Annotated in this window: 20 protein-coding genes and 2 pseudogenes; 6 read left to right on the forward strand and 16 right to left on the reverse strand. The window is 35.9% G+C overall.

Annotation, left to right across the window (positions count from 1 at the left end; all coding sequences use genetic code 11):
- The first annotated feature begins 234 nt into the window (after positions 1 to 234).
- Positions 235 to 7,803, forward strand: coding sequence for a CLIPPER-2 domain-containing protein (locus NLJ82_RS17350; protein WP_254754532.1), 7,569 nt, complete (start codon positions 235 to 237; stop codon positions 7,801 to 7,803).
- Positions 7,804 to 7,866: 63 nt separating this feature from the next.
- On the opposite strand, the gene NLJ82_RS17355 is transcribed toward NLJ82_RS17350, so the two are convergent.
- The 3 genes and pseudogenes from NLJ82_RS17355 to NLJ82_RS28795 form a co-directional block, all read right to left on the reverse strand.
- Positions 7,867 to 8,373, reverse strand: coding sequence for a CcdC family protein (locus NLJ82_RS17355; protein WP_001028639.1), 507 nt, complete (start codon positions 8,371 to 8,373; stop codon positions 7,867 to 7,869).
- A gap of 90 nt (positions 8,374 to 8,463) precedes the next feature.
- The gene (gene ccdA, locus NLJ82_RS17360; protein ID WP_001152682.1) at positions 8,464 to 9,171 is read right to left on the reverse strand and encodes a cytochrome c-type biogenesis protein CcdA; all 708 of its coding nucleotides are present in this window, start codon (positions 9,169 to 9,171) and stop codon (positions 8,464 to 8,466) included.
- Between the two features lie 16 nt (positions 9,172 to 9,187).
- A pseudogene (locus NLJ82_RS28795) lies at positions 9,188 to 9,337 on the reverse strand (peptidase T).
- A 322-nt stretch (positions 9,338 to 9,659) separates the two neighbouring features.
- Between NLJ82_RS28795 and NLJ82_RS17365 the strand changes: the two are divergent.
- Both NLJ82_RS17365 and NLJ82_RS17370 read left to right on the forward strand, forming a co-directional pair.
- A complete protein-coding gene (locus tag NLJ82_RS17365) occupies positions 9,660 to 10,568 on the forward strand; it encodes an EamA family transporter (RefSeq protein WP_000947030.1) in 909 nt (302 codons plus the stop codon).
- A gap of 87 nt (positions 10,569 to 10,655) precedes the next feature.
- On the forward strand, positions 10,656 to 11,801 hold the full coding sequence (locus tag NLJ82_RS17370) for a M20 peptidase aminoacylase family protein (RefSeq protein WP_000729799.1): 1,146 nt from the start codon (positions 10,656 to 10,658) through the stop codon (positions 11,799 to 11,801).
- A 38-nt stretch (positions 11,802 to 11,839) separates the two neighbouring features.
- Here the strand turns inward: NLJ82_RS17370 and NLJ82_RS17375 are convergent, their stop codons facing one another.
- The 4 genes from NLJ82_RS17375 to alsR all read right to left on the reverse strand — a co-directional run bounded on the left by NLJ82_RS17375 (position 11,840) and on the right by alsR (position 15,485).
- Positions 11,840 to 12,784, reverse strand: coding sequence for an ABC transporter permease (locus tag NLJ82_RS17375; RefSeq protein WP_000482769.1), 945 nt, complete (start codon positions 12,782 to 12,784; stop codon positions 11,840 to 11,842).
- Entirely contained in the window at positions 12,777 to 13,688 is a 912-nt protein-coding gene (locus NLJ82_RS17380) for an ABC transporter ATP-binding protein (RefSeq protein WP_000180642.1), read from the reverse strand. The genes NLJ82_RS17375 and NLJ82_RS17380 overlap by 8 nt, the downstream gene beginning before the upstream one ends.
- Before the next feature lie 90 nt (positions 13,689 to 13,778).
- Positions 13,779 to 14,354: an FtsX-like permease family protein gene (locus NLJ82_RS17385; protein WP_000050609.1), complete on the reverse strand. Its 576-nt coding sequence runs from the start codon at positions 14,352 to 14,354 to the stop codon at positions 13,779 to 13,781.
- 225 nt (positions 14,355 to 14,579) lie between these two features.
- Positions 14,580 to 15,485, reverse strand: coding sequence for an acetoin biosynthesis transcriptional regulator AlsR (gene alsR, locus NLJ82_RS17390; protein WP_000423223.1), 906 nt, complete (start codon positions 15,483 to 15,485; stop codon positions 14,580 to 14,582).
- A 152-nt stretch (positions 15,486 to 15,637) separates the two neighbouring features.
- Here alsR and NLJ82_RS17395 point away from each other — a divergent pair, with 152 nt between their 5' ends.
- Both NLJ82_RS17395 and NLJ82_RS17400 read left to right on the forward strand, forming a co-directional pair.
- Positions 15,638 to 16,003 carry a CidA/LrgA family holin-like protein gene (locus NLJ82_RS17395; protein WP_000872364.1) on the forward strand — a complete coding sequence of 122 codons (366 nt, stop codon included), beginning with the start codon at positions 15,638 to 15,640 and terminating at the stop codon, positions 16,001 to 16,003.
- Positions 16,000 to 16,677 carry an LrgB family protein gene (locus tag NLJ82_RS17400; protein ID WP_000578957.1) on the forward strand — a complete coding sequence of 226 codons (678 nt, stop codon included), beginning with the start codon at positions 16,000 to 16,002 and terminating at the stop codon, positions 16,675 to 16,677. Before NLJ82_RS17395 ends, NLJ82_RS17400 begins: the two co-directional genes overlap by 4 nt.
- A gap of 12 nt (positions 16,678 to 16,689) precedes the next feature.
- Here NLJ82_RS17400 and NLJ82_RS17405 read toward each other — a convergent pair whose 3' ends face one another.
- The gene (locus NLJ82_RS17405) at positions 16,690 to 17,103 is read right to left on the reverse strand and encodes an NUDIX hydrolase (RefSeq protein ID WP_000442971.1); all 414 of its coding nucleotides are present in this window, start codon (positions 17,101 to 17,103) and stop codon (positions 16,690 to 16,692) included.
- A gap of 140 nt (positions 17,104 to 17,243) precedes the next feature.
- Here NLJ82_RS17405 and NLJ82_RS17410 point away from each other — a divergent pair, with 140 nt between their 5' ends.
- Entirely contained in the window at positions 17,244 to 17,444 is a 201-nt protein-coding gene (locus tag NLJ82_RS17410) for a DUF3903 domain-containing protein (RefSeq protein ID WP_000576450.1), read from the forward strand.
- A 315-nt stretch (positions 17,445 to 17,759) separates the two neighbouring features.
- On the opposite strand, the gene NLJ82_RS17415 is transcribed toward NLJ82_RS17410, so the two are convergent.
- From NLJ82_RS17415 to NLJ82_RS17450, 8 genes and pseudogenes are all read right to left on the reverse strand, one after another.
- Positions 17,760 to 18,512 (reverse strand): sulfite exporter TauE/SafE family protein, encoded by a 753-nt coding sequence (locus tag NLJ82_RS17415; RefSeq protein ID WP_000974649.1) that lies wholly within the window; start codon positions 18,510 to 18,512, stop codon positions 17,760 to 17,762.
- Positions 18,513 to 18,610: 98 nt separating this feature from the next.
- Positions 18,611 to 18,757, reverse strand: a complete 147-nt coding sequence (locus NLJ82_RS17420) for a BC1881 family protein (protein WP_000644411.1) — start codon at positions 18,755 to 18,757, stop codon at positions 18,611 to 18,613.
- Positions 18,758 to 18,921: 164 nt separating this feature from the next.
- Positions 18,922 to 20,649, reverse strand: coding sequence for an S-layer homology domain-containing protein (locus NLJ82_RS17425; protein WP_001993262.1), 1,728 nt, complete (start codon positions 20,647 to 20,649; stop codon positions 18,922 to 18,924).
- A gap of 215 nt (positions 20,650 to 20,864) precedes the next feature.
- Entirely contained in the window at positions 20,865 to 21,431 is a 567-nt protein-coding gene (locus NLJ82_RS17430; protein ID WP_074533031.1) for a hypothetical protein, read from the reverse strand.
- Between the two features lie 6 nt (positions 21,432 to 21,437).
- Positions 21,438 to 22,457: a nuclease-related domain-containing protein gene (locus NLJ82_RS17435; RefSeq protein ID WP_000456951.1), complete on the reverse strand. Its 1,020-nt coding sequence runs from the start codon at positions 22,455 to 22,457 to the stop codon at positions 21,438 to 21,440.
- A gap of 149 nt (positions 22,458 to 22,606) precedes the next feature.
- Positions 22,607 to 22,876: pseudogene (locus NLJ82_RS17440) on the reverse strand (SH3 domain-containing protein); the annotation flags it as partial.
- A gap of 64 nt (positions 22,877 to 22,940) precedes the next feature.
- Positions 22,941 to 24,704 carry an ABC transporter ATP-binding protein gene (locus NLJ82_RS17445; protein WP_000818394.1) on the reverse strand — a complete coding sequence of 588 codons (1,764 nt, stop codon included), beginning with the start codon at positions 24,702 to 24,704 and terminating at the stop codon, positions 22,941 to 22,943.
- Positions 24,704 to 26,455 (reverse strand): ABC transporter transmembrane domain-containing protein, encoded by a 1,752-nt coding sequence (locus NLJ82_RS17450; RefSeq protein WP_000862471.1) that lies wholly within the window; start codon positions 26,453 to 26,455, stop codon positions 24,704 to 24,706. Before NLJ82_RS17450 ends, NLJ82_RS17445 begins: the two co-directional genes overlap by 1 nt.
- Between the last annotated feature and the right edge of the window lie 110 nt (positions 26,456 to 26,565).

Raw genomic sequence — 26,565 nt, forward strand, 5'->3', positions numbered from 1 at the left:
TTTCATTTAATGCGAACAAATAAAAAAAGTTACATTTGTATATGCACAGACTAATTTAGGCAAAAAAAAAGCCTTTGCCTATTCCTATTCATTTAAATTTGAATAGGATGCAATGACGAGCTCATTTTATACTAATATTTACACATAGTATTGTTTCTAGATTATTAAATAATGCTATTTGTAAATATTCCATGCCTTGACCGGATTTAAATTTATACAGAAAGGACGAATCTAATGGCAATAGCAACAATAGGAAGTCGTTTAACCTATACAATCGTTGTCCAAAATACCGGAACACTTCCTGCCCAAAACGTTACATTTACAGACCCCATACCCGCTGGCACTACTTTCGTTCCAAACAGCGTTACAGTTGATGGCGTTGCAACAGCTGGAAATCCTGCTACTGGTATTCCCATTAGCAACATTCCTGCTGGCGGCTCTGTTACAATTACCTTTCAAGTAGATGTTACAAGTGTCCCTACCCCGCCTGTCGCCAGTAACGTAGCATCATTTGGATACGAATTTCAACCTGCACCTAACGCACCCACTATCACACGTACGACAACAAGCAATATAGTTAATACAGACATTTTCACAGCTAATGTCGCATTAACAAAAGCAGTAGATAAAACAATTGCTACTATCGGTGATACGATTACGTATACAATTACGGCCACAAATCAAGCCACATTAGCTGCTAATAATGTTATCATTACAGACACGCCTCCTGCCGGCACATCGTTCGTACCGGGTAGCGTTACAGTTAATGGTACTTCTACTACAGATAATCCTGCTACTGGAATAAATGTAGGAACGATTGCTGCAAACGGGAATGCTACAATTACGTTTCAAGTTCAAGTTAATACTCTCCCTACACCAAACCCTATTCCAAATAGTGCAACTTCAAGCTTTCAATATAATCCACCGAACCAACCACCAATTAACAGAAACTCTACAAGTAATATAGTTGAAACACAAATTAATGCTACTATCATAAATCCAACTAAAAGTGCCAACCAACAAATTGTGAATATTGGTGACATCATTACGTATACGATTACTGTTCCAAATAACGGTAATATTTCAGCGACAAATGTTTCCATCACCGACCCTATCCCTACTGGCACTACTTTTATTCCAAACAGTGTTACAGTTAATGGAACGGCACAATCTGGCGTAACTCCAACAAATATTCCGCTAGGTACAATTCCTGCTGGTCAAACTACAACTGTCACATTTCAAGTCCAAGTCACTTCCCTCCCAGCTAACGGAACGATTACTAACGAAGCAAATGTAACATTTACGTCGCAACCGAATCCGGCTGAACCCTCAACAACCACTACGATAACACCACCTCCAACAACTACTTCTGTACGAACTGCAATTGTAAATCCAACAAAAACTGCTAGTCCACAAATTGCTGATATCGGTGATATTATTACGTATACGATTACTGTACCAAATACAGGAAACATCGCTGCAACGAACGTTATTGTAACTGATCTAATTCCAAGTAGCACTACATTTATTCCGAATAGCGTCATAATTAACGGTACTTCACAACCTGGCGTAAACCCTTCTGGTGGTATACAAATTGGAACAATCGCAGCTGGTAATACTGTCACTGTCACTGTCACTTTCCAAGTTCAAGTTACCTCTCTCCCAGAGAATGGCCTAATCCGAAATATCGGAACCACAACATTTACGTATCAACCAGATCCTACAAAACCAGCTATTACAACAACAAACCCTACACCACCTACTACTACTCCTGTTAACACCGCTATTACAAACCCTGTTAAAACGGCGGATAAAACTACTGTTGATATTGGTGATGTTATTACGTATACGATTACTTTCACTAATGATGGTACGATCCCTGCTACAAATGTAGTTTTTACTGATACCATTCCTACTGGTACAACATTCATTCCGAATAGCGTAATCTTAAATAATGTACCAGTTCCAAATTCAAATCCCGCACTAGGAATCCCGGTTGGAACAATTAATCCCGGTGAAACCAAAACACTATCTTTCCAAGTTCTTGTTACACAAATTCCAGCTGGCGGTGTTATTGCAAACGAAGCTTCAACGACATATACGTACCAGCCAGATCCAACAAGACCGCCGGTTACCACAACCGAACCGACAGCACCTACTACAGTCTCTGTTAATACCGCTACAGTTAACCCTACAAAATCTGCTAATCGTACTTTCGTTGATATTGGTGATGTTATTACGTATACAATTAGTTTACAAAATAACGGCACTGTTCCCTCAACAAATATTGTACTAACAGATCCAATTCCAAACGGTACAACATTTATTCCAAATAGCGTCACGATTGATGGTGTCTCACAACCTAACAGTAATCCTGAAAACGGTATATCGATTGGTACTTTAAATCCAAATCAAGCAAAAACAATTACATTCCAAGTTCAAGTTACAAGTGTCCCGCCAAATGGAATTATAGAAAACCAAGGCAGTGTATCATTTAATTATATTGTTAATCCAAATGAGCCTCCTGTTACAACAACTACCCCAACTCCTAAAACACAAACTCAAGTTGGGACCGTTATTACAGCGCCTACAAAATCTGCCGACAAACAAGTTGCTGATTTAGGAGATACGATTACCTACACGGTCACATTTACAAATAACGGAACCGTTCCGGCTACAAATGTAGTCGTTACAGACCCTACACCTAACGGAACTATTTTCGTTCCAAATAGTGTTACAATCGATGGCATTACAACGCCAGGAGCAACCCCATCACTTGGTATACCACTTGGTACCATTTCTGTCGGAGAAACGAAAACAATCACGTATCAAGTTGTCGTTACAAACTTACCACCTGATGGAATAATTAGAAACCAAGCATCCTTCACTTACCAATATCAACCGAACCCAAGTGAGCCTCCTGTTACAACAACTACCACCACTCCAAGTATAAACATTCCAATTAATAATCCTAATCCAACGACTACAAAATCTGCTGATCGACAAGTTGCTGATATAGGGGATACGATTACTTTTACTGTAACATTCCAAAATAGAGGGACCGTCCCCGCTACAAATGTTATTATAAAAGATGCACTTCCATCTGGTGTTTCTTTCGTTCCAGGTAGCATTGTCGTAAACGGCACATCACAACTTGGAGAAAACCCTGAAATTGGTATACCCGTCGGCACTGTAAATCCCGGTCAAAGTATTACAGTTACGTTCCAAGGTGTAGTAAATAGTATCCCGCCCGGAGGAGTTATTAGAAATCAAGCAAATATTACATTCACATACGAGCCAAATCCAAATGAACCTCCCGTTACGACAACTATTACAACTCCTGAAACAGAAACAGCAGTTAATACCGCTACACTAAATCCACAAAAAACAGCAGATCGCTCCTTCGTTGCATTAAATGATGTCATTACCTATACTCTCTCATTTCAAAACACCGGTACTGTTCCTGCTACGAATATAACAGTAATAGATTCTATCCCTGCCGGTACTGTATTTATTCCAGATAGTGTTACGATTAATGGGATTCCTCAAGCAGGAACAAATCCATCATCAGGAATTTTACTTGGAACTTTAGCGCCATCCGAACGCGCAACGATTACTTTCCAAGTACGAGTAATAAACATCCCTGCTAGCGGCGAAATCCGAAATCAAGGTAGTGCAACATTTAATTATCAACCGGATCCAAATTTACCTCCAGTCACAAAAACAGAAACAACTCCTGAAACAACGACTCCTATCCAAACTGTAGTCATAAGTCCAACAAAAACAGCAAACCTTACGTTTGCAGAAATTGGCGATATTGTAACTTATACTGTCACATTTACAAACCAAGGAACTATACCTGCTACTGGTGTAACAATTACAGATTCTTTGCCACCGGGTACAACTTTTATTACGAATAGTGTTACTGTAAACAATGTCGCTCAACCCGGCGTAAGTCCAGTCACAGGAATTCCTGTTGGAACAGTTAATCCCGGCGAGACAGTTACTGTTACATTCCAGATTCAAATAAACGCTATTCCTCCTAATGGAAAAATAGAAAATACAGCAAGTGTTACCTACACTTCTCAGCCTAATCCTAGCGAACCTCCTATTACAACAACAGAAACGACTCCTACCGTAACTTTACCTGTTCGTACCGCTAACCCGAACCCGCAAAAAACAGTGGATCGTGAGTTTGCAAGTATTGGTGATACGCTCACTTATACAATCACCCTTCAAAACACTGGTAATATACCTGCAACTAATGTCATTATTACAGATTCTATCCCTACTGGAACTACATTTATCCCTGGTAGCGTTACGATTAATGGCATTCCACAACCTAATTTGACCCCTGAAACAGGAATCCCAGTTGGCACATTAAACCCTAGACAAATAGTGACTGTTACTTTAGAAGTACAAATAACGGCTTTACCACCAAATGGCATTATCTCAAATGAAGCAAATGTCACTTACACATCTCAACCAGATCCGACACTCCCGCCTATTACAACAACCACACCGACTCCAATCGCAGAAACAATTGTACAAAATGCAGAATTAGAGTCAACAAAAACAGTAGATTTGCCAATCGCTAACATTAGCGATGCACTCACTTATACAATTACCCTTGAAAACACTGGAAATATTCCTATGACAAATGTATCTGTCATTGATCAACCACCAGTAGGCACACAATTTATTGTAGATTCTGTTACAGTAAACGGTCTTTCACAATCAGGTGTTGATCCAAGTATTGGGATACCTATTGGTACAATACAACCCAATCAAATAGTAACCATCACATTCCAAGTAACGATTACGAATATACCGCCTAACGGGGTTGTTACAAATGTCGGTTCAGTCAGCTTTACATCTCAGCCTAATCCAAATGAACCTCCTATTACAGAAACAGATACAACACCACCAGTTAATACTGAAATCATTAATAGTATTATTAATCCATCGAAAACAGCTGATCGAAACAACGTTGATATAGACGATATCATTACGTACACCGTTACATTCCAAAACTTACAAACTGTTCAACTAACAAATATCATTTTTACAGATTCGATTCCAGTTGGTACGACTTTCATTCCAAATAGTGTAACAATTAATGGTATCCCAACTAGTGATGTTGATCCAGCTCTTGGCATTCCTCTTGGCACATTAAATCCTAGTCAATCAGTTGTTGTAACTTTCCAAGTTCGCGTTGTTTCCATACCACCTAACGGAATTATTATAAATGAAGCTACTATCACCTACACATTCCAACCTAATCCTGGAGAACCTCCAGTAACAGTGACTACCCCAACGCCTCCTACTACTACCAATGTCAACACGGCAACAACAAACCCTACAAAATCCGCTGATAAAGTATTTGCTTTATTAGGTGACACAATCACCTATACAATCTCCTTACAAAATACAGGAACTGTCCCTGCAACAAATGTACTTGTAACCGATCCTATTCCAGCTGGCACTACTTTCATTCCGAATAGTGTTACGATAAACGACGTTACACAACCAGGTATTGTTCCTAGTTCTGGAATTCTTATCGGTACATTAGAACCTAACACTTCCGCTGTCGTAACTTTCCAAGTTCAAGTAACATCGATACCACCAACAGGCTTTATCGAAAATCAAGGGATAGTTTCATTCCAATACCAGCCAGATCCTACTAGACCACCTGTATCTGTTACTACGCCTACACCTACTACAAAGACGCAAGTAAGTGAAGTTACTATTAATCCTAACAAACAAGCTAACCCTCAAACTATTAATCTTGGTGATACTGTCACATATACAATTACGTTCCAAAATGTCGGGAATATTAATGCGACAGATGTTATTATTACAGACCCTACTCCATCTGGTACTACTTTCATTCCGAACAGCGTTACGATTAATGGCGTCACGCAACCTGGAACAAATCCAAATAATGGTGTAAACGTTGGGACTGTAACTCCAGGACAAATTGTTACATTAACTTATCAAGTTACTGTAACTGAACTCCCACCAGACGGTATTATTAAAAACACTGCAACTGTCACTTACACATTCCAGCCAAACCCTAGCGAACCCCCTATTACTATTACAGATCCTACTCCAACTGTTGAAGTATCCGTTATTACACCTACACCTAACCCAAATAAACTAGCCGACAAACAAATTGTAGATATAAATGAAATCATAACGTATACTGTAACCTTCCAAAATCGCGGATCAGTCCCTGCAACTTCCGTTATCATTACTGATCCGTTAGCAAATGGGTTAACGTTTCTTCCAGGTACTGTTGTAATAAATGGCATTCCAGATCTTGGAGCAAATCCTGTTGTAGGTATACCTGTTGGAACAGTCAATCCAAACGATACAATTACTGTTCAATTCCAAGCAAGAGTCACAAGTGTACCACCTGGTGGTATTATTCGAAATCAAGCAACTGTTACTTTCACATATGAACCAGGTCCTGGTGAACCTCCTATTACAATTACAGACCCTACTCCAATTAACACAACGAATGTAAATACAGCTATATTAAATCCGAAAAAAACAGCCACGCCGGAAACAGTTACTTTAGGTGATATCATTACGTATACGATTTCTCTCCAAAATACAGGTACCATTCCTGCTAATCATATACTTGTAACTGATACAATTCCTATCGGTACTTCGTTCATCCAAAATAGTGTAACAATTAACAACGTGCCGCAACCAATCGCAAATCCATCCACAGGCATCCCGATTTCAACACTTGCTCCTTCTGAATCAGCAACGATTTCTTTCCGTGTCCTAGTTACTTCAATTCCACCAAGCGGAGAGATCCAAAACCAAGGTAACGTTTCATTCCAATACCAACCAGATGCTACTAAACCACCGATATCCGTTACTACGCCTACACCTACTACAATTACTCCTGTAAACGTTGGGACTATTAACCCGATAAAAACCGCTGATAAATCCATCGTTTCAGTAGGTGATACGATTACATTTACTATCACATTCCAAAATGAAGGTACCATTCCTGTCACTGACATTTCTGTTATAGACTCACTTCCTGTCGGCACATCATTCGTTCCAAATAGTGTCACAATTAATAACATTCCCGTTCCAAACGCAAATCCATCCACAGGCATTCCAGTCGGAACTCTTAATCCAACAGAATCCGTAACTATTTCATTCAAAGTACAGGTTATTACACTTCCAGCTAATAGAATGATTACAAATATCGCATCCATTACGTATACTTCTCAACCCGACCCGACTAGACCACCTATCACAACAACGACTACAACACCACCAATTACGATAGAAGTAAACCCTAATGAGCCAAACACATTTATTAAGACCGCAAATGTAAATAGCGCCCATCTCGGTGATTTCATCACATATACACTTACCTTTACTAACAATGGCACCATCCCAGTAAATAACGTACTCATTACCGACCCACTTCCTCCTGAAGTTACTTTCTATCCAAATTCAGTAACAGTAAATGGAGTAGCACGTCCCGGAACTAACCCAACTATTGGTATTCTTATCAGCACTGTTAATCCAAGCGAATCTGTTGTTGTCCGTTTTATCGTTCAAGTAACAGCAGAGCCACGAAATGGTCTCATTCGAAATACCGCCCGCATTCGCTATACACTCAGACCAGATCCTACTCAACCACCGATTTCCGTTGATGAGACTTCAGAGCCAAACATTATTCCATTTATCGGTCCGTTCGTCTCACCAAATTTAAATTGCTTTTTTAATGGTACACGTTTTATACGCCGCGGCTGGGATAGAAGGTGTTAACAATATAAAATAAAAAGACAGCGTCAAAAAACGCTGTCTTTTTATTTTATACATATACAGTTTTTAAGTTAGTTTCATATCTTTTTCATTATAAAAACCATCTTCTTTTTCCATTTCCTTTTGTAATTTCGTAAAGGAACGGTACATGGCAATTCTCCATGACACAATCATCGCGAACGCCAGTAAGAAGAACATGCCACTAAGTTGTCCTAAATCAAGAGATTGACTTAAGTATGTTTTAAATACAATTCGCACGACAAGTAATCCAATTAATATAAAAACAAAGGCTTTGGAACGCTTCAAATAAATCTCTTGTCCTCTAATTTCAAATTTAGATGTTTTAATAAGAAAAATAGAGAAAAACAAACCTACACCAATCGCTTCTAACATCTCTGCTGGAGTTAATCGAAATTCAGGAAAAACATACATCAATGCTCCCGTACTCATAAAAAATGGTGGAAGTATAATTTTTTTCAATGTTGCAGGTTTCTTAGCTGCTTTTAAACGAATAAACATCGCACCAACAGCCATACAAACAGCAACGATACTGGATAAAACAACTATGTTCATATTTTCTCATCCTTTTTTGTGGCTATATGCAAAATATACTTTCATTATATGCTTTTCCGTTAGTATTTCCAACATTTTCACAGAATAATACTAAAAACCCTTAAAACCACCAAATAAACTTGAGAAATATACGATAATTTTCGTCATCCAGTTAAAGTATAAGAAAATACCCATGATAATCATAACGTATCCCCCGATTTTCATGAACTTCATACTATTTCTTTTAATCCAAGACATTTTCGTAATAAAGAATGATAGTACGAAGAACGGGATAGCGAATCCAAGTATATATGCGATCATATAAATCATCGCAGACTCTGGGTTCGTTGCTGCTAATCCAATGACAGACACTAAAATAGGCCCAGTACAAGGAGTCCATCCTGCGGCAAACGCCAATCCAATTAATACTGATCCAAAATAACCACTCGGACGATTCTTAAATGTAAATTTACGGTCTTGCATTAAAAACTTCGGCTTAAATACACCGACAATAATTAAACCGAACACGATGATAAATATACCACCTAACTGTCTAATTAAATCTTTATAATTCGTAAAAATGCCCCCGATAAAGCTTGTACCAAATCCAATTGCAATAAATATAATTGAAAATCCAAGTAAGAAAAACGCTGTATGTATCATACTTCTTTTGCGAAGCATTGCATTTTCTTCTTTCAACTCAGAAACCGACATACCTGTTATGTACGATAAAAATGCCGGATAAAGCGGTAAGCAACATGGGGAAATAAATGATAAAAAACCAGCACCAAACGCTAAAAAAATACTAATATCTTGCATTATTCCACTCCTCTCCTTACATATTGTAGCAAAAACATATAAAAATACTATGAACAATTCGTGAAATCACTTTTCCAACGTGATAATAAGAAAAACTACCCTTTCACACTTTTTCTAAAAAAACGTTTTCATTTCCTTCTATTATATAGAAAAATCTCAATTTGATTATATAACTACTCTAATTGTTATTAACATAACAAAGCTAACATCGTTTCTCAAATGATTAGCATGTTATTCGTATGCCTTATATACATATTATTAAAAAAATATTTTTTTCAAATGCTATCTTTATACAATACAAAGCTGATTTTACAATACTTCTATTATTACTAATTTCAAGATTATGCATAAATATCATACTTTTATTATTATTCTATAAAATGTCATACTTTTCTTTTATTTGACCCTTTATTTTTAATTTTGTATACTTCCCTCTAGTTATATATGTCCGTTACGGAACAATTTCATATAGATGGGAGGAATTTTTCATGCTTCGTTATTCTCTTTTAGTTTTATTAGGAGCGTGTAGTTATGGGATTTTAGCTATTTTCGTTAAACTTGCATATGCAGAAGGGTTTTCACTTGGAGAGGTTATTGGCAGCCAATATTTGTTCGGTTGGATTATTTTGCTTGCTATTACACTTCTATTTTCTAGACATCGTGTTCCATTAAAACAAGCATTAATTTTATTCGTTGCAGGTACGTCTGCAAGTTTCACTGGAATTTTTTATTATGCTTCATTAAAAACTGTACCAGCATCTATCGCCATTATACTTTTATTCCAATTCGTTTGGGTCGGAATTATTATTGAAGCAGTCGCAACAAAAACTTTACCTTCAAGAGAAAAAGTTATTTCTGTTATTTTCTTACTTGCAGGTACATTTTTATCAAGTGGTTTACTAGAAAAATCAGCAGGTGATTTCGATACGACTGGAATTATATTAGGCCTATTATCTGCTGTTACATTTGCAACATACATTTTCGTGAGTGGAAAAGTTGCTGTTGAAGTACCTTCATTACCACGCGGTGTTCTTTTAATGGCTGGTGCTTTAACTTTAGTAATGATCGTATTCCCTCCAACATTTATTTTTAACGGTGCAATTTCTGAAGGACTTTGGAAATACGGTTTAGGTTTAGGAACATTCAGTATCGTCATTCCTTCTATCGCCTTTACAATTGGTATTCCAAAGATTGGTTCTGGCTTAGCGACTATTCTTGGCGCTGCGGAACTACCAGTTACAACAATTATGTCTGTATTCGTTTTAAAAGAAGCTGTACTATCTTCACAATGGTTCGGTGTATCACTTATTTTAATCGGGATTGCAATCCCGCAAATTGCTTATGCAATGCGTGGACGTTATCGTAAACATCATACACACAAAAAATTGGCAGCATAAACGAGAGGGGATTTTCATTTGAGAATCCTCTCTTTTAATATTGTATACTTAATGTAAATACTTTATTTAAGAAAGAAGGCATTATAAGTGGCAGCAAATCTAGAGCAATTAACTGAGACGCTAATTTCTATTCGTCGAAATTTACATGAGCATCCAGAACTATCATACGAAGAATTTGAAACGACGAAAGCTATAAAGAATTGGTTGGAAGAGAAAAACATTACGATTATAAATTCTAATTTAGAAACGGGCGTTATTGCTGAAATTTCGGGGAATCGTAACGGACCGCTTATAGCAATCCGTGCTGATATTGATGCCCTTCCTATTGAGGAAGAAACAAATTTATCCTACGCTTCAAAAATCCATGGAAAAATGCACGCTTGTGGGCATGATTTTCATACAGCTGCTATTATAGGGGCTGCTTATTTGCTAAAAGAAAAAGAATCTTCTCTTAGCGGAACTGTACGCTTTATATTCCAGCCAGCTGAAGAAAGTAGTAATGGTGCTTGCAACGTCATCGAAGCCGGGCATTTACGTGGTGTACAAGCTATTTTCGGTATGCATAATAAACCTGATTTACCAGTAGGTACAATCGGTATTAAAGATGGTCCACTGATGGCCGGAGTTGATCGATTTGAAATTGAAATTCACGGAGTTGGTACACATGCAGCTGTACCAGATGCTGGGGTAGACCCTATTGTCGCATCTTCTCAAATTGTGATGGCACTACAAACTATTGTAAGCCGAAATATAAGTTCTTCACATAATGCCGTCGTTAGTGTCACAAACATCCACTCAGGAAATACGTGGAACGTTATTCCTGAAAAAGCAACGTTGGAAGGAACTGTACGTACGTTCCAAACGGAAACACGTGAAAAGATTCCTGCACTCATGAAACGTATTATTCAAGGAGTTTCTGATGCATTAGGTGTAAAAACAGAATTTCGTTTTTATGCAGGTCCTCCTGCCGTTCATAACGATACCTCTCTAACAAACTTATCGACTCAAGTTGCAGAAACAATGAATTTAAATATCATCTCCCCTACCCCTTCAATGGCCGGAGAAGATTTTTCTTTTTATCAACAAGAAATACCTGGGTCATTCGTCTTTATGGGAACGAGTGGTACACATGAATGGCATCATCCAAGCTTTACAGTAGATGAGCGAGCGTTACCTATAAGTGCAGAATACTTCGCTTTGTTAGCTGAAAGGGCACTTAAACATTTTTCCTAAAAAAGGAGCCGTTAAGAAATGCTTAACGGCTCCTTTTTTTAAGTTAAATCACGTTTTAAAAATACTGTATAGGAAATGATTAAAAATACAAATAAATACAGTAATAACATACATGATGCAAACGGGAACGTTACTCCATCAATAAAGCTTCCATTCTTTGCAATACTATATAAATCTGTGTTTGCTGGCAATAAATATTTCGCCCAATCATATCTAGTTGCTGCTAGTAATGCGATGTTTCCTGATAAAGCGAGAAATAGTGAAATACCAATCGCGCCTCCGCTAGATCTTGTTAGCACAGAAATCATAAATGCAAACGCTGCGTACACAATCGTCGGCAACCACGATAAAATATAATACTTACTAGCTTCTACAAAAATATTTTGTTTTATAATATTTCCATCTTGGAAAATAAACTCGCTCCATGCAGGCTGCTGGAATTTATAAATAACAAGCCCACATAAAATGGAAAAAATCATATTAAATATAAACAATAACGCTGCAAATATGACAATTGCTAAAAACTTAGCTGTCAAAATTTTAAAGCGACTCGCTGGTCGTATTGTTAAAAATTTATATGTTCCCCAGCTATATTCATTCGCAAAAATTGTACTTGCATACACGAGGATAAACGGAAGTAATATTGGAAATACGATAAAGCCTGTATCTCTCATGAAAGAAAGTGGAGAACTACTTGCCGGTGCTGTATCTGTATCTAAATGCTTCATCTTAAGCTGATATTCCTTTACAAGCTCATCCCCAGATCGTTCCGCTAAAATTGCTCCTTTTTCCATACCTAGCTTTTTCTCAATTTCTACAGTTCGTTCTGTATAATCAGCTTTCCATCCTTTTGTTTCCGGCTCCAAATACTTTACAGTAACCCATCCTAATCCGATTATTAATACTGCAATAACTGCAAATGGAATAATCGTTCGCTTTCGCTTAAATATTTTATACAATTCGTTATACACTAAATTAAACAATATCTTTTCCCCCTGTTAATTCTAAAAATTGCTCTTCTAACGTTTTTCTTTCTTCATATACACGATACACTTGAATGTTTTTCTCAAGCAATGTACGAATAACATTTGGGATTTCTTCATCTTTTACATGAATAAGTAAATCATTACCTTTTATTAAAACATCTTGGTCTAACATTTCTGCCGCTTTATTCGCATCATCTACGCGTATACGGATTGTCTCCATCTCTTCACTTTGATTATGCTGAATATTTTGCGTCGCGACATATTCTCCGTGCTGAATAATGATAACTCTATCACACATTAATTCAACTTCCGAAAGTAAGTGACTAGATACCAGTACCGCTTTTCCTTGTTCATGTGCAATTTTCTTTATGTACATTCTCATTTCATGTATTCCACTAGGGTCTAATCCATTCGTTGGTTCGTCTAATATTAATACATCTGGATCATGAATAAGCGCTTGGGCAATTCCTAAACGTTGTCTCATGCCGAGTGAATATGCTTTTACTTTGCGATCAATGACTTGTCCCATACCTAGCAGTTTCACTACTTCATCGATACGTTCTTCTGTAACGTTACCATTCATGCGTCCGAAATATGTTAAATTCTCATAGCCACTCAAAAACGGATAAAATTCCGGTGTCTCAATTACCGCTCCAATTTTCGAGGCAGTACTTTCAAATTGCTGTTTTACAGATTGACCATCAATCCAAACTTCGCCCTCTGTCATACGAATCATGCCGACCATCATTCTCATTAAAGTCGTTTTTCCAGCACCATTTGGTCCAAGCAAACCAACTACTTCACCTTTTTTAACTTCGAAACTAATATTTTCTACAAGTGTCTTTGAACCGATTCGCTTCGTTAACCGCTCGACCTTTACAATTGATTGTTCATTTGTCATGCTATACAACCTTTCCTTCCCATTCTTTGTCAGGTCTTTACACTGTAACATGATTATTTTTATGTGTAAAATGGAAAAAGGCATGATTTCTCATGCCTTTTCTTTAAACTGAAATGAATTTTCATCTTGTAAACTTTGAACAAATCGAATACATTGCACCATCGATAATAGAAGAATAACAATCATAATTATACTCACTACTACTATTGCATATATTGTAATCGGTGCACTATTTATCCCTTGTATTCCTGTTATTTTCATAAAGATAATCGTAAATAATTTTAAAAATAACATCCCATTAACTAATCCAAAAACAAACGCTGCTCCATAAATAAATAATTGCTCCTGACATAATAAACATAGTACATCATTTCTCTTCCTATTCTCTGCTACATAAGATTTAATTTCTTCTTTCCTCGCTTGCAAAAGAGAATAAGTCATTTTATATGTAATAAACGTACATATGAAAATGACTACGATAAACAACGTGTAAAAACACATTTGAAATAAAAGTGTAGTCCCTAATTCCCCAGCAACTACTTCATTAAATTGTAGCGATATCATAAAAAACAAAATCATAATACTCATAGCAATCCACATAAATTGCTTCTTCCTTTTGGTAGCAAATGTTCTTATATTTTTTCTCGCTAACCGACATAAAGACATAAAATTCTTCCCCTACCTTATTACATACGCATTCTATACTACTAGTGTATAAAAATATGACATTTTAAACATCGCACTACAATCGGAATTTTCTCTAAGTCTTTAGTCCTAGAAAACAAAAATGAACATGTTTATCTCTTTCGTATAGAACTAAAAAAGAACACTAAAGCGGAAATGCAATTACATTTCCGCTTTAGTGTTTAACGAGGTGTATTTTTCAATAACTTAATTAATCTCATCCTCAACTTCTATTCTTTTCTTCTCTCTTGCAATTTTTAAAAACTCTAAAAGCTCTGGATTGCTATTCATTTTTTTGTAAGCGACTGACATTTCCGCAACAAAATTAGAATCATATAGCTCTTTATATACAACTTCCGTTTTATATAATTTATTTGCCGATACCGGTATTACTGTAATTCCAATCCCTGCTGCTACAAGTCCCATAACTGTTTGATATTCCGTCGCTTCTTGTACGATACGCGGACTAAACCCGACGTCGCGGCAAAGTGATAAAATTGTATCGTATAACGCTGGCCATACTGGTCTCGTAATAAATACAAACGGTTCATCCCGTAAATCTTCTATATGTATTTCATCTTTCTCTGCAAGTGGATGAGCCTTCGGTAAACATAAAGTACAAGATAGTTTTTGTATTGGCTCTAACTCTAATAATTGTGTTGGGATTGGTGGACGCAAAAATCCAATATCAATTCGATTATCATGAAGTGCATGCACTTGATCTGGAGTAGATAATTCATGTAATGCAACAGACACCCTCGGAAATTTCTTTCTATACTCCCTTACGATAGATGGTAAAATATCATATATCGCCGCACCTACAAAACCAATTGAAAGTGAGCCCACTTCTCCCCTTTGGGCACTTTGTGCAATTTCTACCGCTTTTTCAATTTGTTCGAACGCTTTTTTTACTTCTTTCAAAAACATTTCTCCAGCTTCTGTTAATTCAACCTTTCTCTTCGTTCTTGAAAATAACATAACTCCCATTTCTTTTTCTAATTGCTGAATTTGTTGACTAAGCGGTGGTTGTGTCATTTGTAAACGAGCAGCCGCTCGTCCAAAGTGTAACTCCTCTGCCACTACAACAAAATATTGCAAATGCCGTAATTCCATTTTGGACACCCTTTTCCATTTCAATTAATACGTCTAATATATTAATAACATATAATTTATATATTAGACAAATTTTTTGAATGAACGTATAGTAGAAATTGTTAATTCTTTTTTACAATTTTTATGTAAAAAAAGAAAGAGGTGGTTACTGTATGAAATGGTGGAAATTAAGCGGACAAATTTTACTATTATTTTGTTTCGCTTGGACAGGTGAATGGATTGCAAAACAGGCACACCTCCCAGTTCCAGGAAGTATTATCGGTATTTTTTTATTATTAATTTCATTAAAATTTAACCTAGTGAAAAAAGAGTGGATACAAGACGGTGCAGACTTTTTATTAAAAGAACTTATTTTATTTTTCATTCCTTCTGCAGTCGCTGTCATACGCTACAAAGATACACTATCACAATATGGAATCGATCTCATCTTAATTATTATGATTAGTACACTTTGTGTCACTCTCGTTACAGGACTCTTAACAGAATTGCTACTAAAGCGGAAAGGATCCGTGCAATGATCGGCTTTCTTTGTTTACTATTAACACTATTCACATATTGGATATCGAAGAAAATGTATCAACGCTGGAATTGGAGCTTACTTTCTCCTCTTCTCGTATGTCCTATTATTTTAATCGCGTTATTACTCGGACTAGACACATCTTATGAAACGTATGAAACTGGAGGCCACTGGTTAACAGAATTATTAAAACCTGCAACAGTTGCTTTTGCATGGCCAATCTATAAATACTTTGATTTACTTAAGAAACATGGGATAGCTATTTTACTTAATGTCATTGTCGGTTCGTTTCTATCAGTTATTACTTCAGCACTACTAGCAAATTATTTTCAAATTGATTCATCGTTAGAACATAGTTTAGCACCTCATATTGTAACGACGCCAATTGCAATGGCCATTTCAGAAATGATTGGTGGTATGTCACAATTAACAGCAGTATTTGTTGTTTTAACTGCGTTAACAGGAGCATTGCTCGGACCTTCTCTCATTCGTATATGCCGTATTAAAACAGCAATTGCAAAAGGTATTATGTTAGGAACGAGCGCAAATGGAACCGGCACATCAAAAGCATTCGAAATCGGTCCTGTAGAAGGAACGATTGCAAGTTTATCTATGCTTTTAACTGCAGGAGCTAGTTTAGTTATCGTTCCGCTTTTCTTATCGTGGATACATTGAAAAAGCAAGTGTTTACACACTCGCTTTTTTATTTATGTATTTGTTTAAAATCTCATAATCCTCCGGGAAAGATAACGTTAATTCCTTCATTTCATCTATCCTCTTCCAAGCAATTTCATGTATTAACTCATCAGGATCTTGGATTTTCATACTACCGCCTATTTTTTTTACGACATAATAATGAACGTATACAGGAACCCCATATGTAATCCCTTCTTTTTCGTATATTTTACTTACAACCTCCACATTGTAACCTGTTTCTTCCCAAACTTCTCGGATACAACATTCCTCTAATGTTTCTCCTTTTTCAAGTCCTCCACTTGGGACGGACCACCTTTTTTCTTCACCCTTTTGTCCTTGCAATACCATTAAAACCTCATTTCTTTCATTTACACATACTGCTGCACAACCTATCCATCTTTCCATATACATCCCTCCCCTACTACTATTCGTCTCCTTTTTATTTTCTCCTTGAAAAAAGAGGAAAAAAGGAAAACAATGACGAAAATTTACATCAACTTCATAGGCAGTTCCTTCTTAGAAATTAAAAACGGAAGGATGAAAGCATGATTTTTAAATATGTTGTGGAATGTGTCTTTTGTGAAGAAAATCGACAACCTCGCCAAGCTATCGTCACAGTTCCTGCTACCACTCAGCTACTAGCCATTGAAAAAGTGCGTGCAGAATGTAAACGTCGTTTCGGAAAAGCTTTATTATTACAAACTGAAATTAAAGAAGAAATAGTTTTTGAACAAAAAGAAAGCTGACCATAAATTGGTCAGCTTTCATATCCGATCATATTTTCACATGAAGATTAGGGGCATCCTCTTTAAGGATCGGGATTTTCCCATTATGTACGTTCCATAATGGTCATCGAACAATATATTTCTATACAATTAAATATTGAATAGAATAGGGCAAAACTTGTTCGCATTTTTAGAAAAGGGATAGGGATATAATTCAAGTAGTACTTCGAATACTCGAACTTTACACTCATTATATTAAAGCAAATCCTTTTATATGGGAAATATGAATTACTTACATAATTCATTCGTAAAACATATTAGTTTGCTATATTATTTTTATCCCATTAATAACATACATCCAGCGAAAACTGGTGTCATAATCATTGAAAACTTTAAAAGCATACGTGGTGCATAATTTGTAAACTTCGCACCGATATAAGCTCCTAGCATCGTCCCAATTAATACTTGCAATAATATATAATCTAGATACCCTTCTGAACTATACCCTAAACCACCCCCAATCGCAATGGGCAATATAACAAGCATTGTTGTTCCTACAGATTGCTGAATCGTCAATCCTAATAGAACCATTAATCCAAGTTGAATAAATGGTGCAGAACCAATCCCAAATGAACCAGCCATCATTCCAGTGACTAATCCAAGACATATACATTTCATTATGTTCTCTTTCGAAAAATCTTTAATCTCTGCTAAAAGTAACTCTTCCCTATTTTGAAACTTAATTAATTTAATAAACATAAAAATTGCAGATAAAAATAACATCCCAGCTGTAAACCAATGAAGAAGATGTCCTGGTATAAGTGAACCAATTTTTGAACCGATATAAGAACCAAGCGCTCCACATCCCCCAACAATCCCGCCTATAGTAAGTACTACATTTCCTTCACGATAATGACTTATAACCCCAGATAATGTCGTAAATGCCATAGCAGTTAAAGACGTTGCAAGTGCAACGTGAATAGGAATATGGAATACTAAAGTGAGTATCGCGATAATAAACCCGGCTCCCCCAGCTCCAACAAACCCTAATAAAATCCCCATTACTAACATCGTTATAATAATTGCCACATACTCTCCCTCCAGTAAGGCAATTATCCACCATATTCTTTCTTCTACACAAATAAAAAGCATCCATCTAGGATACTTTTTATTTCAATACTATGTACTTAATCTTGATTAATCAAAATAACCGCGGGGCCAGCGACTACTACTCCAGCTACTTCGATTTTTTCAAATTCCTTTACTGTAATAGATATAACGCCTTCTCTTTCCATCAATTCTTTACTCAGGACATCAGTCGGTATAGCTTTCACCGTCTTACCTCCTTTTCATTTATACAATATGCAAAAAACAACTTAACGCATCTATATATATGCATCACCTCCGCTTTCATTCCTTATTCCCTTCAAAACCCTTCTCTCCCTTCCGTAACGTATTGAAAAATAAAAAAGCACTCGCAATCGCGAATGCTTTTTCATTATTTACTTTCTATTACTTTTAACATTCTATTAATAAATGCTGCCGATTCTCCACGCGTTGCAGAACCTTTCGGCATAAATTCATTATTTTCATTTCCTTTTACAATACCTAATCCATAAACACGTTGTACAGCTTGTTTATCATATGCTAAATCTTGATCTGAAAATGGTAACGAGACTAAGTTACCTTTAATTTTTTTATATTGCAGTGCACGGTCAATCATGATAACAGCTTCATCTCGTTTAATCGTATCGTTTGGAGCAAATATACCATTTCCTCTACCACTTATTATCCCAGCACTTGCTGCACGATTAATACCATCTATTAGCGATGGATGTGCTGTATTTAAGTCATTAAAATTCGATGATCCTTCAGGTAGCTGCAATGATCTTGATATTAAATTTGCAAATTCACCACGTGTCACAAGGCGCTCTGGCCAATAAGAACCTTTTCCATCTCCAACCATAATACCGCGCTTATCTAATTCACGAATGTCTGCTTCATACCAACCACCCGTTATATCATCTTTATGGTTCGCATCATAATAAACTTTCGTTCCTTGCAAGAATGGTTCCCACCCATTATTTTTAATCATAATGGCTGGACAAATCTTCCCACTCCAAAATTGATGTTTTTTCACATTTTCTAAAGGAATATTTAATTCTCCCATTAAATAAGCTGCTAGTTTACGAGCATTTTCAACAGCTTTATTATAATCACCATCTTCGTTTACAGCAATTTCAATCGCAATTGATTCTCGATTCCCAGTTCCTTCAGCTCCATCTCCAGCATGCCAAGCATTTTCATTTAGTGGGAGATGCTGATAAATCTCTTTATCATCTACCGTAAAGTGCCACGACGCTGAACGATCTTCCGTTCCCGTTGCTTGGTTATATAAATATATCGCATGGTTTCTAGCATTTGCCCCAACATTATAATTATCGGTCTCATGAATCGTAATATACTTCGGGTTCATCGCATAACCTGGACGAATATTTTCATTTCCTTTTGGTACAATCATTTCTTTTAAAGGTACACCATAAATATCCGTTGTTTTCTCTTCTATTGGCGCAGCATACATAGCTGCTGCACGTTTTGTACGTGTTGGTGCTGCATCTTGTATAAGTGAAGCTTTTATTCCTTCAAATTTTGCTGAAGGTGAATGAATCCATTTCATCTCATTATTTATTTTTACTTGGAACCATTCTCCCGCCTGTCCAATTGCTTGAATAGTTTGCGGCTCCAGTACATTTTCTTCTTTGTATGAAGTAAATGGTTCAGAGTAAGTAGAGCTTTCTTCATTAATAACTAACTTTTCACTTAATAACGGGTGAATTTCTTTAACCTCTACATTTCCATCACTATTTTGTATCCATCCCGTTCCCGATGAAGTTTGAACATAGTAAGCGTTTCCTTTTCTCTTCTCAGCTTTTACGACTTGATTCGAAATACGAATCCCTGTCTCTTTTTGAAAATTACTAGAATCGTATAAAGGTACTTCTTTCACTATATGTACAAGAAACTCACCTTGCACTTCACTTCTTACTCCTTTATCTTCCCCTCGACCATCTTCATCTTTCATATGGTTTTCAATACTTTTTAAAGCTTGTTCTTCAGATGAAACTGTAACAGTTTTTCCAAGTTCATTAGCATAGGAATAATTTGGAATCGTTACCATACTAAATACAATTGATGCAGCTAAAACATTATAAAATCCTTTTTTCATCATACTACTTAACACGCATATCATTAAATTCGTGTTAAAATTCCCCTCCTCAACCAAAATATAGATTATCTACTAAACTATTAAGCAACATAACCATTTACAATATAACAGACTCATTCCAATTCGTATAGATAGGAATGACTACTATTTGCCTACATTTACTATATTGGAATATAAAAAAGAAGCTATAATATATAGCTTCTCTCTACGGTTCTTTAATCGGTATGCACCTTATATTCCAAAACTTTACCATCTCTATCAAATTGTAAAACAAGATGTTCACTATCTATGGGAATAAAGCCACGTTCAGTTCCAAGATAGTACGAAGTGATAACCCCGTTTTCTTCATTTCTCGTTTCAGTAGGCGTTCCTAATAATTGTGTAATTTCTTCATTTGATTTTCCTGTTAATTTATATTTTTGCAATAGATCATCTACCATATGTACCCGTTTATCTTCAGCGTGTAACCACCGATCTTGGTTAAACTTGGAAGTGTACGTATTCATACTTAATTGTGCAGTACATACTACTAACGGAATAAGTGCTACTATTAATACTCCCGACATTTGCTTCTTTTCTTCATTACGATTTTTAGCAACATATAAGATCGACTTTTGAATCATAACTAATAAAACAAATGGCATGACTATTATAAAAATGCTCGTTACACTTAATGACGTATGAGCCATACCAATAATAAACATAAGAGCAAGATACATGAGTATATACAAACAAATATAAACATACAAAATACCCCTTAATATAGCACTCAGAAAGCCCACCTCTTTTTAATTCATTATATAATTCATTCGATTAATGGTTTCTCGAAGTTTTTCTAACTCATGACCTGTATATATTACTTTCCCCGTTAAGAATTCATTTCTGAAAAACGATACAAGTTGCTCTCTATCTTTTAATCTCGCCGTTTTTTCTTCAGAAAGATCTAACACTTCTTTCCCATTCTCATTATAAAAATATACAATCGGATTTATGTTTTCCTTTACAATATCAACTTGCATTTCTTTCAAACAATTGTATAGAATATGAGATAGTTTCTTCGCTCTATATACTGGGTTCCCTTCATTTTTCACTTGTATCGTTAATGAATCTTCACCTGTAATATATTCAAACGTCTCTTCTTTCTCTATCTCTTGTTGATACTTGCCAATTTCATCAATCATAAATGAATATGTACTAGCATTTTCTTTCGTTAAGCCATGAATTAATTTCCCTGTCCATTCTTTCGTTTCAAGTACATACATACCCGTTTTACTTAAAACAAGATGATGAATTCGAAAATCATTTCTTCCATGCTGATTTCTCATAAAAACATTCGGCATAATATGAAATTCATTATCTAGTATTATGCCTTGCTCTACGAAGCCACGCTTCATATATTGTAATGTTTCGTGTGTACTCACTTCGGCTCCATTTTTCGTATACTCTCGCAAATCTGCAATTAACTTTTGAAACATATGTATTTCGTTACTATGTTTTTCTTGCATTTCACTGCGTTCTTTACTATGTTGCACAGCTAATTGATTTTTCATCATGCGCATATTTTCAAGTTCTCTCGCTGCACTTATTTGTAAATCATTGTATTTTTTCTGTTCTATATTTTTTAATGCATTTTGCTGCTCTTTATGTTCTGTAACCGTAGCTGCAATTTCATTTTCGTACGTTTCAATTGCTTGTTTTTTTTCAAATTCCGCTTGCTGACTCTCTGATTCTAACTGTTTATTTTTATAAAACAGCACGAATACTGCAGCTAATAATAATAAAATTACACCTATTAGCACATATTCCATATTTTTTCTCCTTTATTGCATTTTCAATTATTTTTATAAACATCCATTATATTATACTATGCTTTTAATATACACTTTGTAAAAATTACATATTTATAATAAAAGGCATCTCAAGCGAGATACCTTTTACGTTCATTTTATTGTACACTATACTGAATATAACTCGGATCATAGTATATCCATTCGCTTTCACCTAAAGCAAGCCAACTATCTTGTTCGTCCAAAACTTCATATGATTCCCCTCTATTTAGCTGACGGATTACATTTGACTGTAAAGATGGTCCACCCCATAAATTTACATTATCGCCATTAATTACAGTAACACCATAGACTGCAGTAGCACTACTGGGCAGGGAAACATTTCCACCACCATTTGTTCCATTTCCTTGCAAAGCTTCTAATGAAACCGCTGCTGTGACGACGTTTATACTATAGACATAAAGAGCAAACATATTTTATAAACAAAGTAAAAAAGCCTTGTAATTACAAGGCTTTTTGTAAACTTCCTTTATTTTGTAGTAAGTACATATTATAATACAATCCTTGTTCACTCAGTAATTCTTGATGTGTCCCTCTCTCTACTATCTCTCCATCGTGCATAACAAAAATTTGATCTGCATCTTGTATGGTAGATAATCTGTGTGCAATTGCTATCGTAGTCCGTCCTTTTCGCATTTGCTGTAACGCTGTTTGGATTGCATCTTCAGTTTCTGTATCAATATTTGCTGTTGCTTCATCTAATACTAACACTTTCGGATTCGTTGCTATCGTTCTAGCGAAAGCAATTAATTGTCGTTGACCACTAGAAAATGCAGCTCCTCTTTCTACTACTTCCGTTTCATACTGCTCTGGTAATTTTTCAATAAACGTATTCGCTTGCACAAATTGTGCCGCTTCTTTTACTTCTTCATCCGTAATTTCTTCATTATACATACGAATATTTTGCTTTACATTTCCCGCAAATAAAAATGCATCTTGCAATACAAGTCCTATTTTCTTTCTAATTTCTTGTTCTTCAAATTTCTCTAACTCTACACCATCTATTACAATATTTCCGGACTTAATATTATAGAATCTCAGTAATAAATTCATAATAGTACTCTTTCCGCTGCCAGTGTGCCCAACGAAAGCAACCGTTTGCCCTTGTTTCACGTGAAAAGATACATTTTTTAAAACATCACGTTTTCCATCGTACGAAAAAGTAACATTTTTAAATTCAATATCTCCATTAATAACTCGAGGATTTCCATCCCCTTTTTGAACTGGCGCTAAATCTTTCTCATCCATTAAATGAAATACACGTGATGATGAAACCAGTGCCTGTTGGAAAAATGATAATTTCATCATCATTTCATTTACAGGCTGGAAGAAACGATGGATATAGTTAACAAACGCATATAAAACGCCTACTTCAACAGGACTCTTCAAAGCATCAATTCCAAATAAACCAAGTACTAACGCAATAGCTACAATATGAACTAAATCAGTTGCTGGACGTAAAAGCAATGCATCTAACTTTAATGTACGTCGCCCTGCACTATAATGTTTATTATTCACTTCTTCAAATTCTTTTCTCATGCGCTTTTCTTGTCTGAACACTTGAACAATATTCATCCCTTGAATGGACTCGTTTAACTTTGCATTTAACACACTTAATTGATTACGGACTTCTAAATAAAAAGCTGCACTTTTCCGACGATATAGCACCATAATCGCAAACATGATCGGAATTAATACGAGAGAAAATAGCGCTAATTTGACATTTAATAAAAACATCGCTACTAAAATCCCTACTAAAAATACGATATTTTTAACAAATGTTGATAATACACTGACATAAAAGTCTTTAATTGCTTCTGTATCATTCGTTATGCGCGATACAAGCGTACCAATCGGCGTACGATCAAAGAAACTTAATGACAACTTTTGAACATGCTCATATACTTCAACACGCATATCTTGAACAATTTTAAAAGCGATATTTTGAAAATATAACAAGTCTAAATAAGTAAATAATACTTTTAATAAGTGAGCAACAATATACACTACAAATAGAGTAACAAGTGCTGATTGATCAAAGTTACGTGGTACTAAGTGTTCATCAAGGAATTGTTTAATTAAAAAAGGACCCATCATTTCTGTTACAGTTGCACCAACTAGAAATAAAAATGCTAATGCTAACAGTCCTTTATATGGCCTCATATAAGACAGTAATCTTCTTAAATCGCTCTGTTTTTTCTCAGCCATCATACGCCTCCTTTCTCGACTAATGCTTCTAACTGCTGGCTCTCATACATTTCTTTATACCAACCATGTTCTTTCATTAGTTGTTCATGTGTACCTCGTTGTACAATTTTACCTTCATCCACAACAAGAATAAGATTGGCATGCTGAATTGCACTTAAACGATGGGCAGTAATAATTGTCGTTTTCCCTGCTCTCTCCCTCTTTAAAGCATTTAAAATCGTTTCTTCTGTTTTTGCATCTACTGCTGATAAACAATCATCTAAAATTAATATTTCAGCATCCGTTAATAAAGCACGCGCAATAGAAATTCTCTGTTTTTGACCTCCAGATAAAGAAACGCCTCTTTCCCCAACTACTGTTTCATATCCTTCTGAAAATTGAAGGATGTCATTGTGAATACAAGCAATCTCTGCAGCACGGGTAATTTCATTATATGTAGCATCCGCCTTTCCAAAGGCAATATTCTCCCCAATACTCGCTGAAAATAAAAAATGATCTTGCGGCACATATGAAATGGCAGAACGGACACCGTAAAGTGTTACATCGCGAATATCCCGCTCTCCAACTTTTAATTCACCATTAAAATGATCATACTCACGGATTAAACATTTTAATAAAGTCGTTTTCCCTGCCCCTGTACGTCCTACAATCCCCAACGTTTCCCCTTTCTTCAAATCAAAATGAATATCTGTTAAATGTAACAGTTCATTTTTCTTATACGAAAACGAATCAACCGCAAATGAAACATCACCGCTCGCTATTGTATGCACAGCATTTTCTCTATTTACTACATCTGATTTTTGTGAGAGAATTTTTTCTACACGGTCATACGAAGCACGCCCACGCTCCATAATATTAAACAGCCATCCAAACGCTAACATTGGCCAAACGAGGGTACCTAAATACGTCGTAAATGTAACGAGATCACCTACTGTTAATTCACCTCTCACAACTAATACTGATCCGTAACATACTGCGATTAAAAAAGAAAATCCTACGATAAGAGAGATTGTTGGATCAAATAACGAATCAATACGTGCAACTAACATATTTTTATGTACGACATCTTCTGATTTTTTTCGAAACGCTTGTAAATCTTCTTTCTCCTGTCCAAGCGATCGAATTACCTTCATCCCACTCATACTCTCTTGCACTTTATCATTGATTTCCGAAAACGATTGCTGTGCTTTATGAAACCTTTTATGTAATAAAGTTCCGTAATAATTTGTCGATATTGCTACAATCGGCATTGGAATTAAGCTTAACAATGTTAACTTCCAACTAATTGTAAAACCCATCGCTACGAGTACACATCCCCCAACAGCCAATGAATCAACAAGTGTTAAAACACCCGCCCCAGCAGTTTGCTGAATTGCTTGAATATCATTGGTCGCGTGCGCCATTAAATCACCTGTGCGATTTGACTGATAGAAAGATGGACTCATCTTTGTAAAATGTTCATACAAATTTTTCCGTAATTGGCGAGCTAACTTTAATGAAGACCCAAAAATCATAATACGCCACACGTAACGTAATATGTACATCGTAATACCTACGAGTACTAAGAGTACAACCCATTTTAGTAACTTATCAGTCGTTAATGTTCCCTCATTAATTTCATCTACAACAATCCCAATCACTTTTGGTGCTACAAGTTCTAAAAGTGCAACGCCAAATAATAAAATAATTCCGGTTATGTACGCTCGTTTTTCTTGTTTAAAAAACCACGCTAAATTCATAAACACTTTCATATTTTTCCCCCTCTCTTAAAATGAGCGATGTTTTCAGTTTACCAAAAATACAGAATTTTTAAAAGTTTTAAACTCTGTCCATATCAAAAAGAAAAGACACTCTTAGCGAG

This window comes from Bacillus paranthracis (assembly GCF_024296885.1).
GTDB lineage: Bacteria > Bacillota > Bacilli > Bacillales > Bacillaceae_G > Bacillus_A > Bacillus_A paranthracis.

Excerpts from the sequence above, each read along its gene's own strand:
- NLJ82_RS17395 (WP_000872364.1), top strand. The coding sequence starts at position 15,638 with ATGAAATGGTGGAAATTAAGCGGACAAATTTTACTATTATTTTGTTTC.
- NLJ82_RS17435 (WP_000456951.1), bottom strand. The coding sequence starts at position 22,457 with ATGGAATATGTGCTAATAGGTGTAATTTTATTATTATTAGCTGCAGTA.
- NLJ82_RS17350 (WP_254754532.1), top strand. The coding sequence starts at position 235 with ATGGCAATAGCAACAATAGGAAGTCGTTTAACCTATACAATCGTTGTC.
- NLJ82_RS17400 (WP_000578957.1), top strand. The coding sequence starts at position 16,000 with ATGATCGGCTTTCTTTGTTTACTATTAACACTATTCACATATTGGATA.
- NLJ82_RS17425 (WP_001993262.1), bottom strand. The coding sequence starts at position 20,649 with ATGAAAAAAGGATTTTATAATGTTTTAGCTGCATCAATTGTATTTAGT.
- ccdA (WP_001152682.1), bottom strand. The coding sequence starts at position 9,171 with ATGCAAGATATTAGTATTTTTTTAGCGTTTGGTGCTGGTTTTTTATCA.
- NLJ82_RS17365 (WP_000947030.1), top strand. The coding sequence starts at position 9,660 with ATGCTTCGTTATTCTCTTTTAGTTTTATTAGGAGCGTGTAGTTATGGG.
- NLJ82_RS17385 (WP_000050609.1), bottom strand. The coding sequence starts at position 14,354 with ATGTCTTTATGTCGGTTAGCGAGAAAAAATATAAGAACATTTGCTACC.
- NLJ82_RS17405 (WP_000442971.1), bottom strand. The coding sequence starts at position 17,103 with ATGGAAAGATGGATAGGTTGTGCAGCAGTATGTGTAAATGAAAGAAAT.
- alsR (WP_000423223.1), bottom strand. The coding sequence starts at position 15,485 with ATGGAATTACGGCATTTGCAATATTTTGTTGTAGTGGCAGAGGAGTTA.
- NLJ82_RS17445 (WP_000818394.1), bottom strand. The coding sequence starts at position 24,704 with ATGGCTGAGAAAAAACAGAGCGATTTAAGAAGATTACTGTCTTATATG.
- NLJ82_RS17380 (WP_000180642.1), bottom strand. The coding sequence starts at position 13,688 with ATGACAAATGAACAATCAATTGTAAAGGTCGAGCGGTTAACGAAGCGA.
- NLJ82_RS17410 (WP_000576450.1), top strand. The coding sequence starts at position 17,244 with ATGATTTTTAAATATGTTGTGGAATGTGTCTTTTGTGAAGAAAATCGA.
- NLJ82_RS17450 (WP_000862471.1), bottom strand. The coding sequence starts at position 26,455 with ATGAAAGTGTTTATGAATTTAGCGTGGTTTTTTAAACAAGAAAAACGA.
- NLJ82_RS17355 (WP_001028639.1), bottom strand. The coding sequence starts at position 8,373 with ATGAACATAGTTGTTTTATCCAGTATCGTTGCTGTTTGTATGGCTGTT.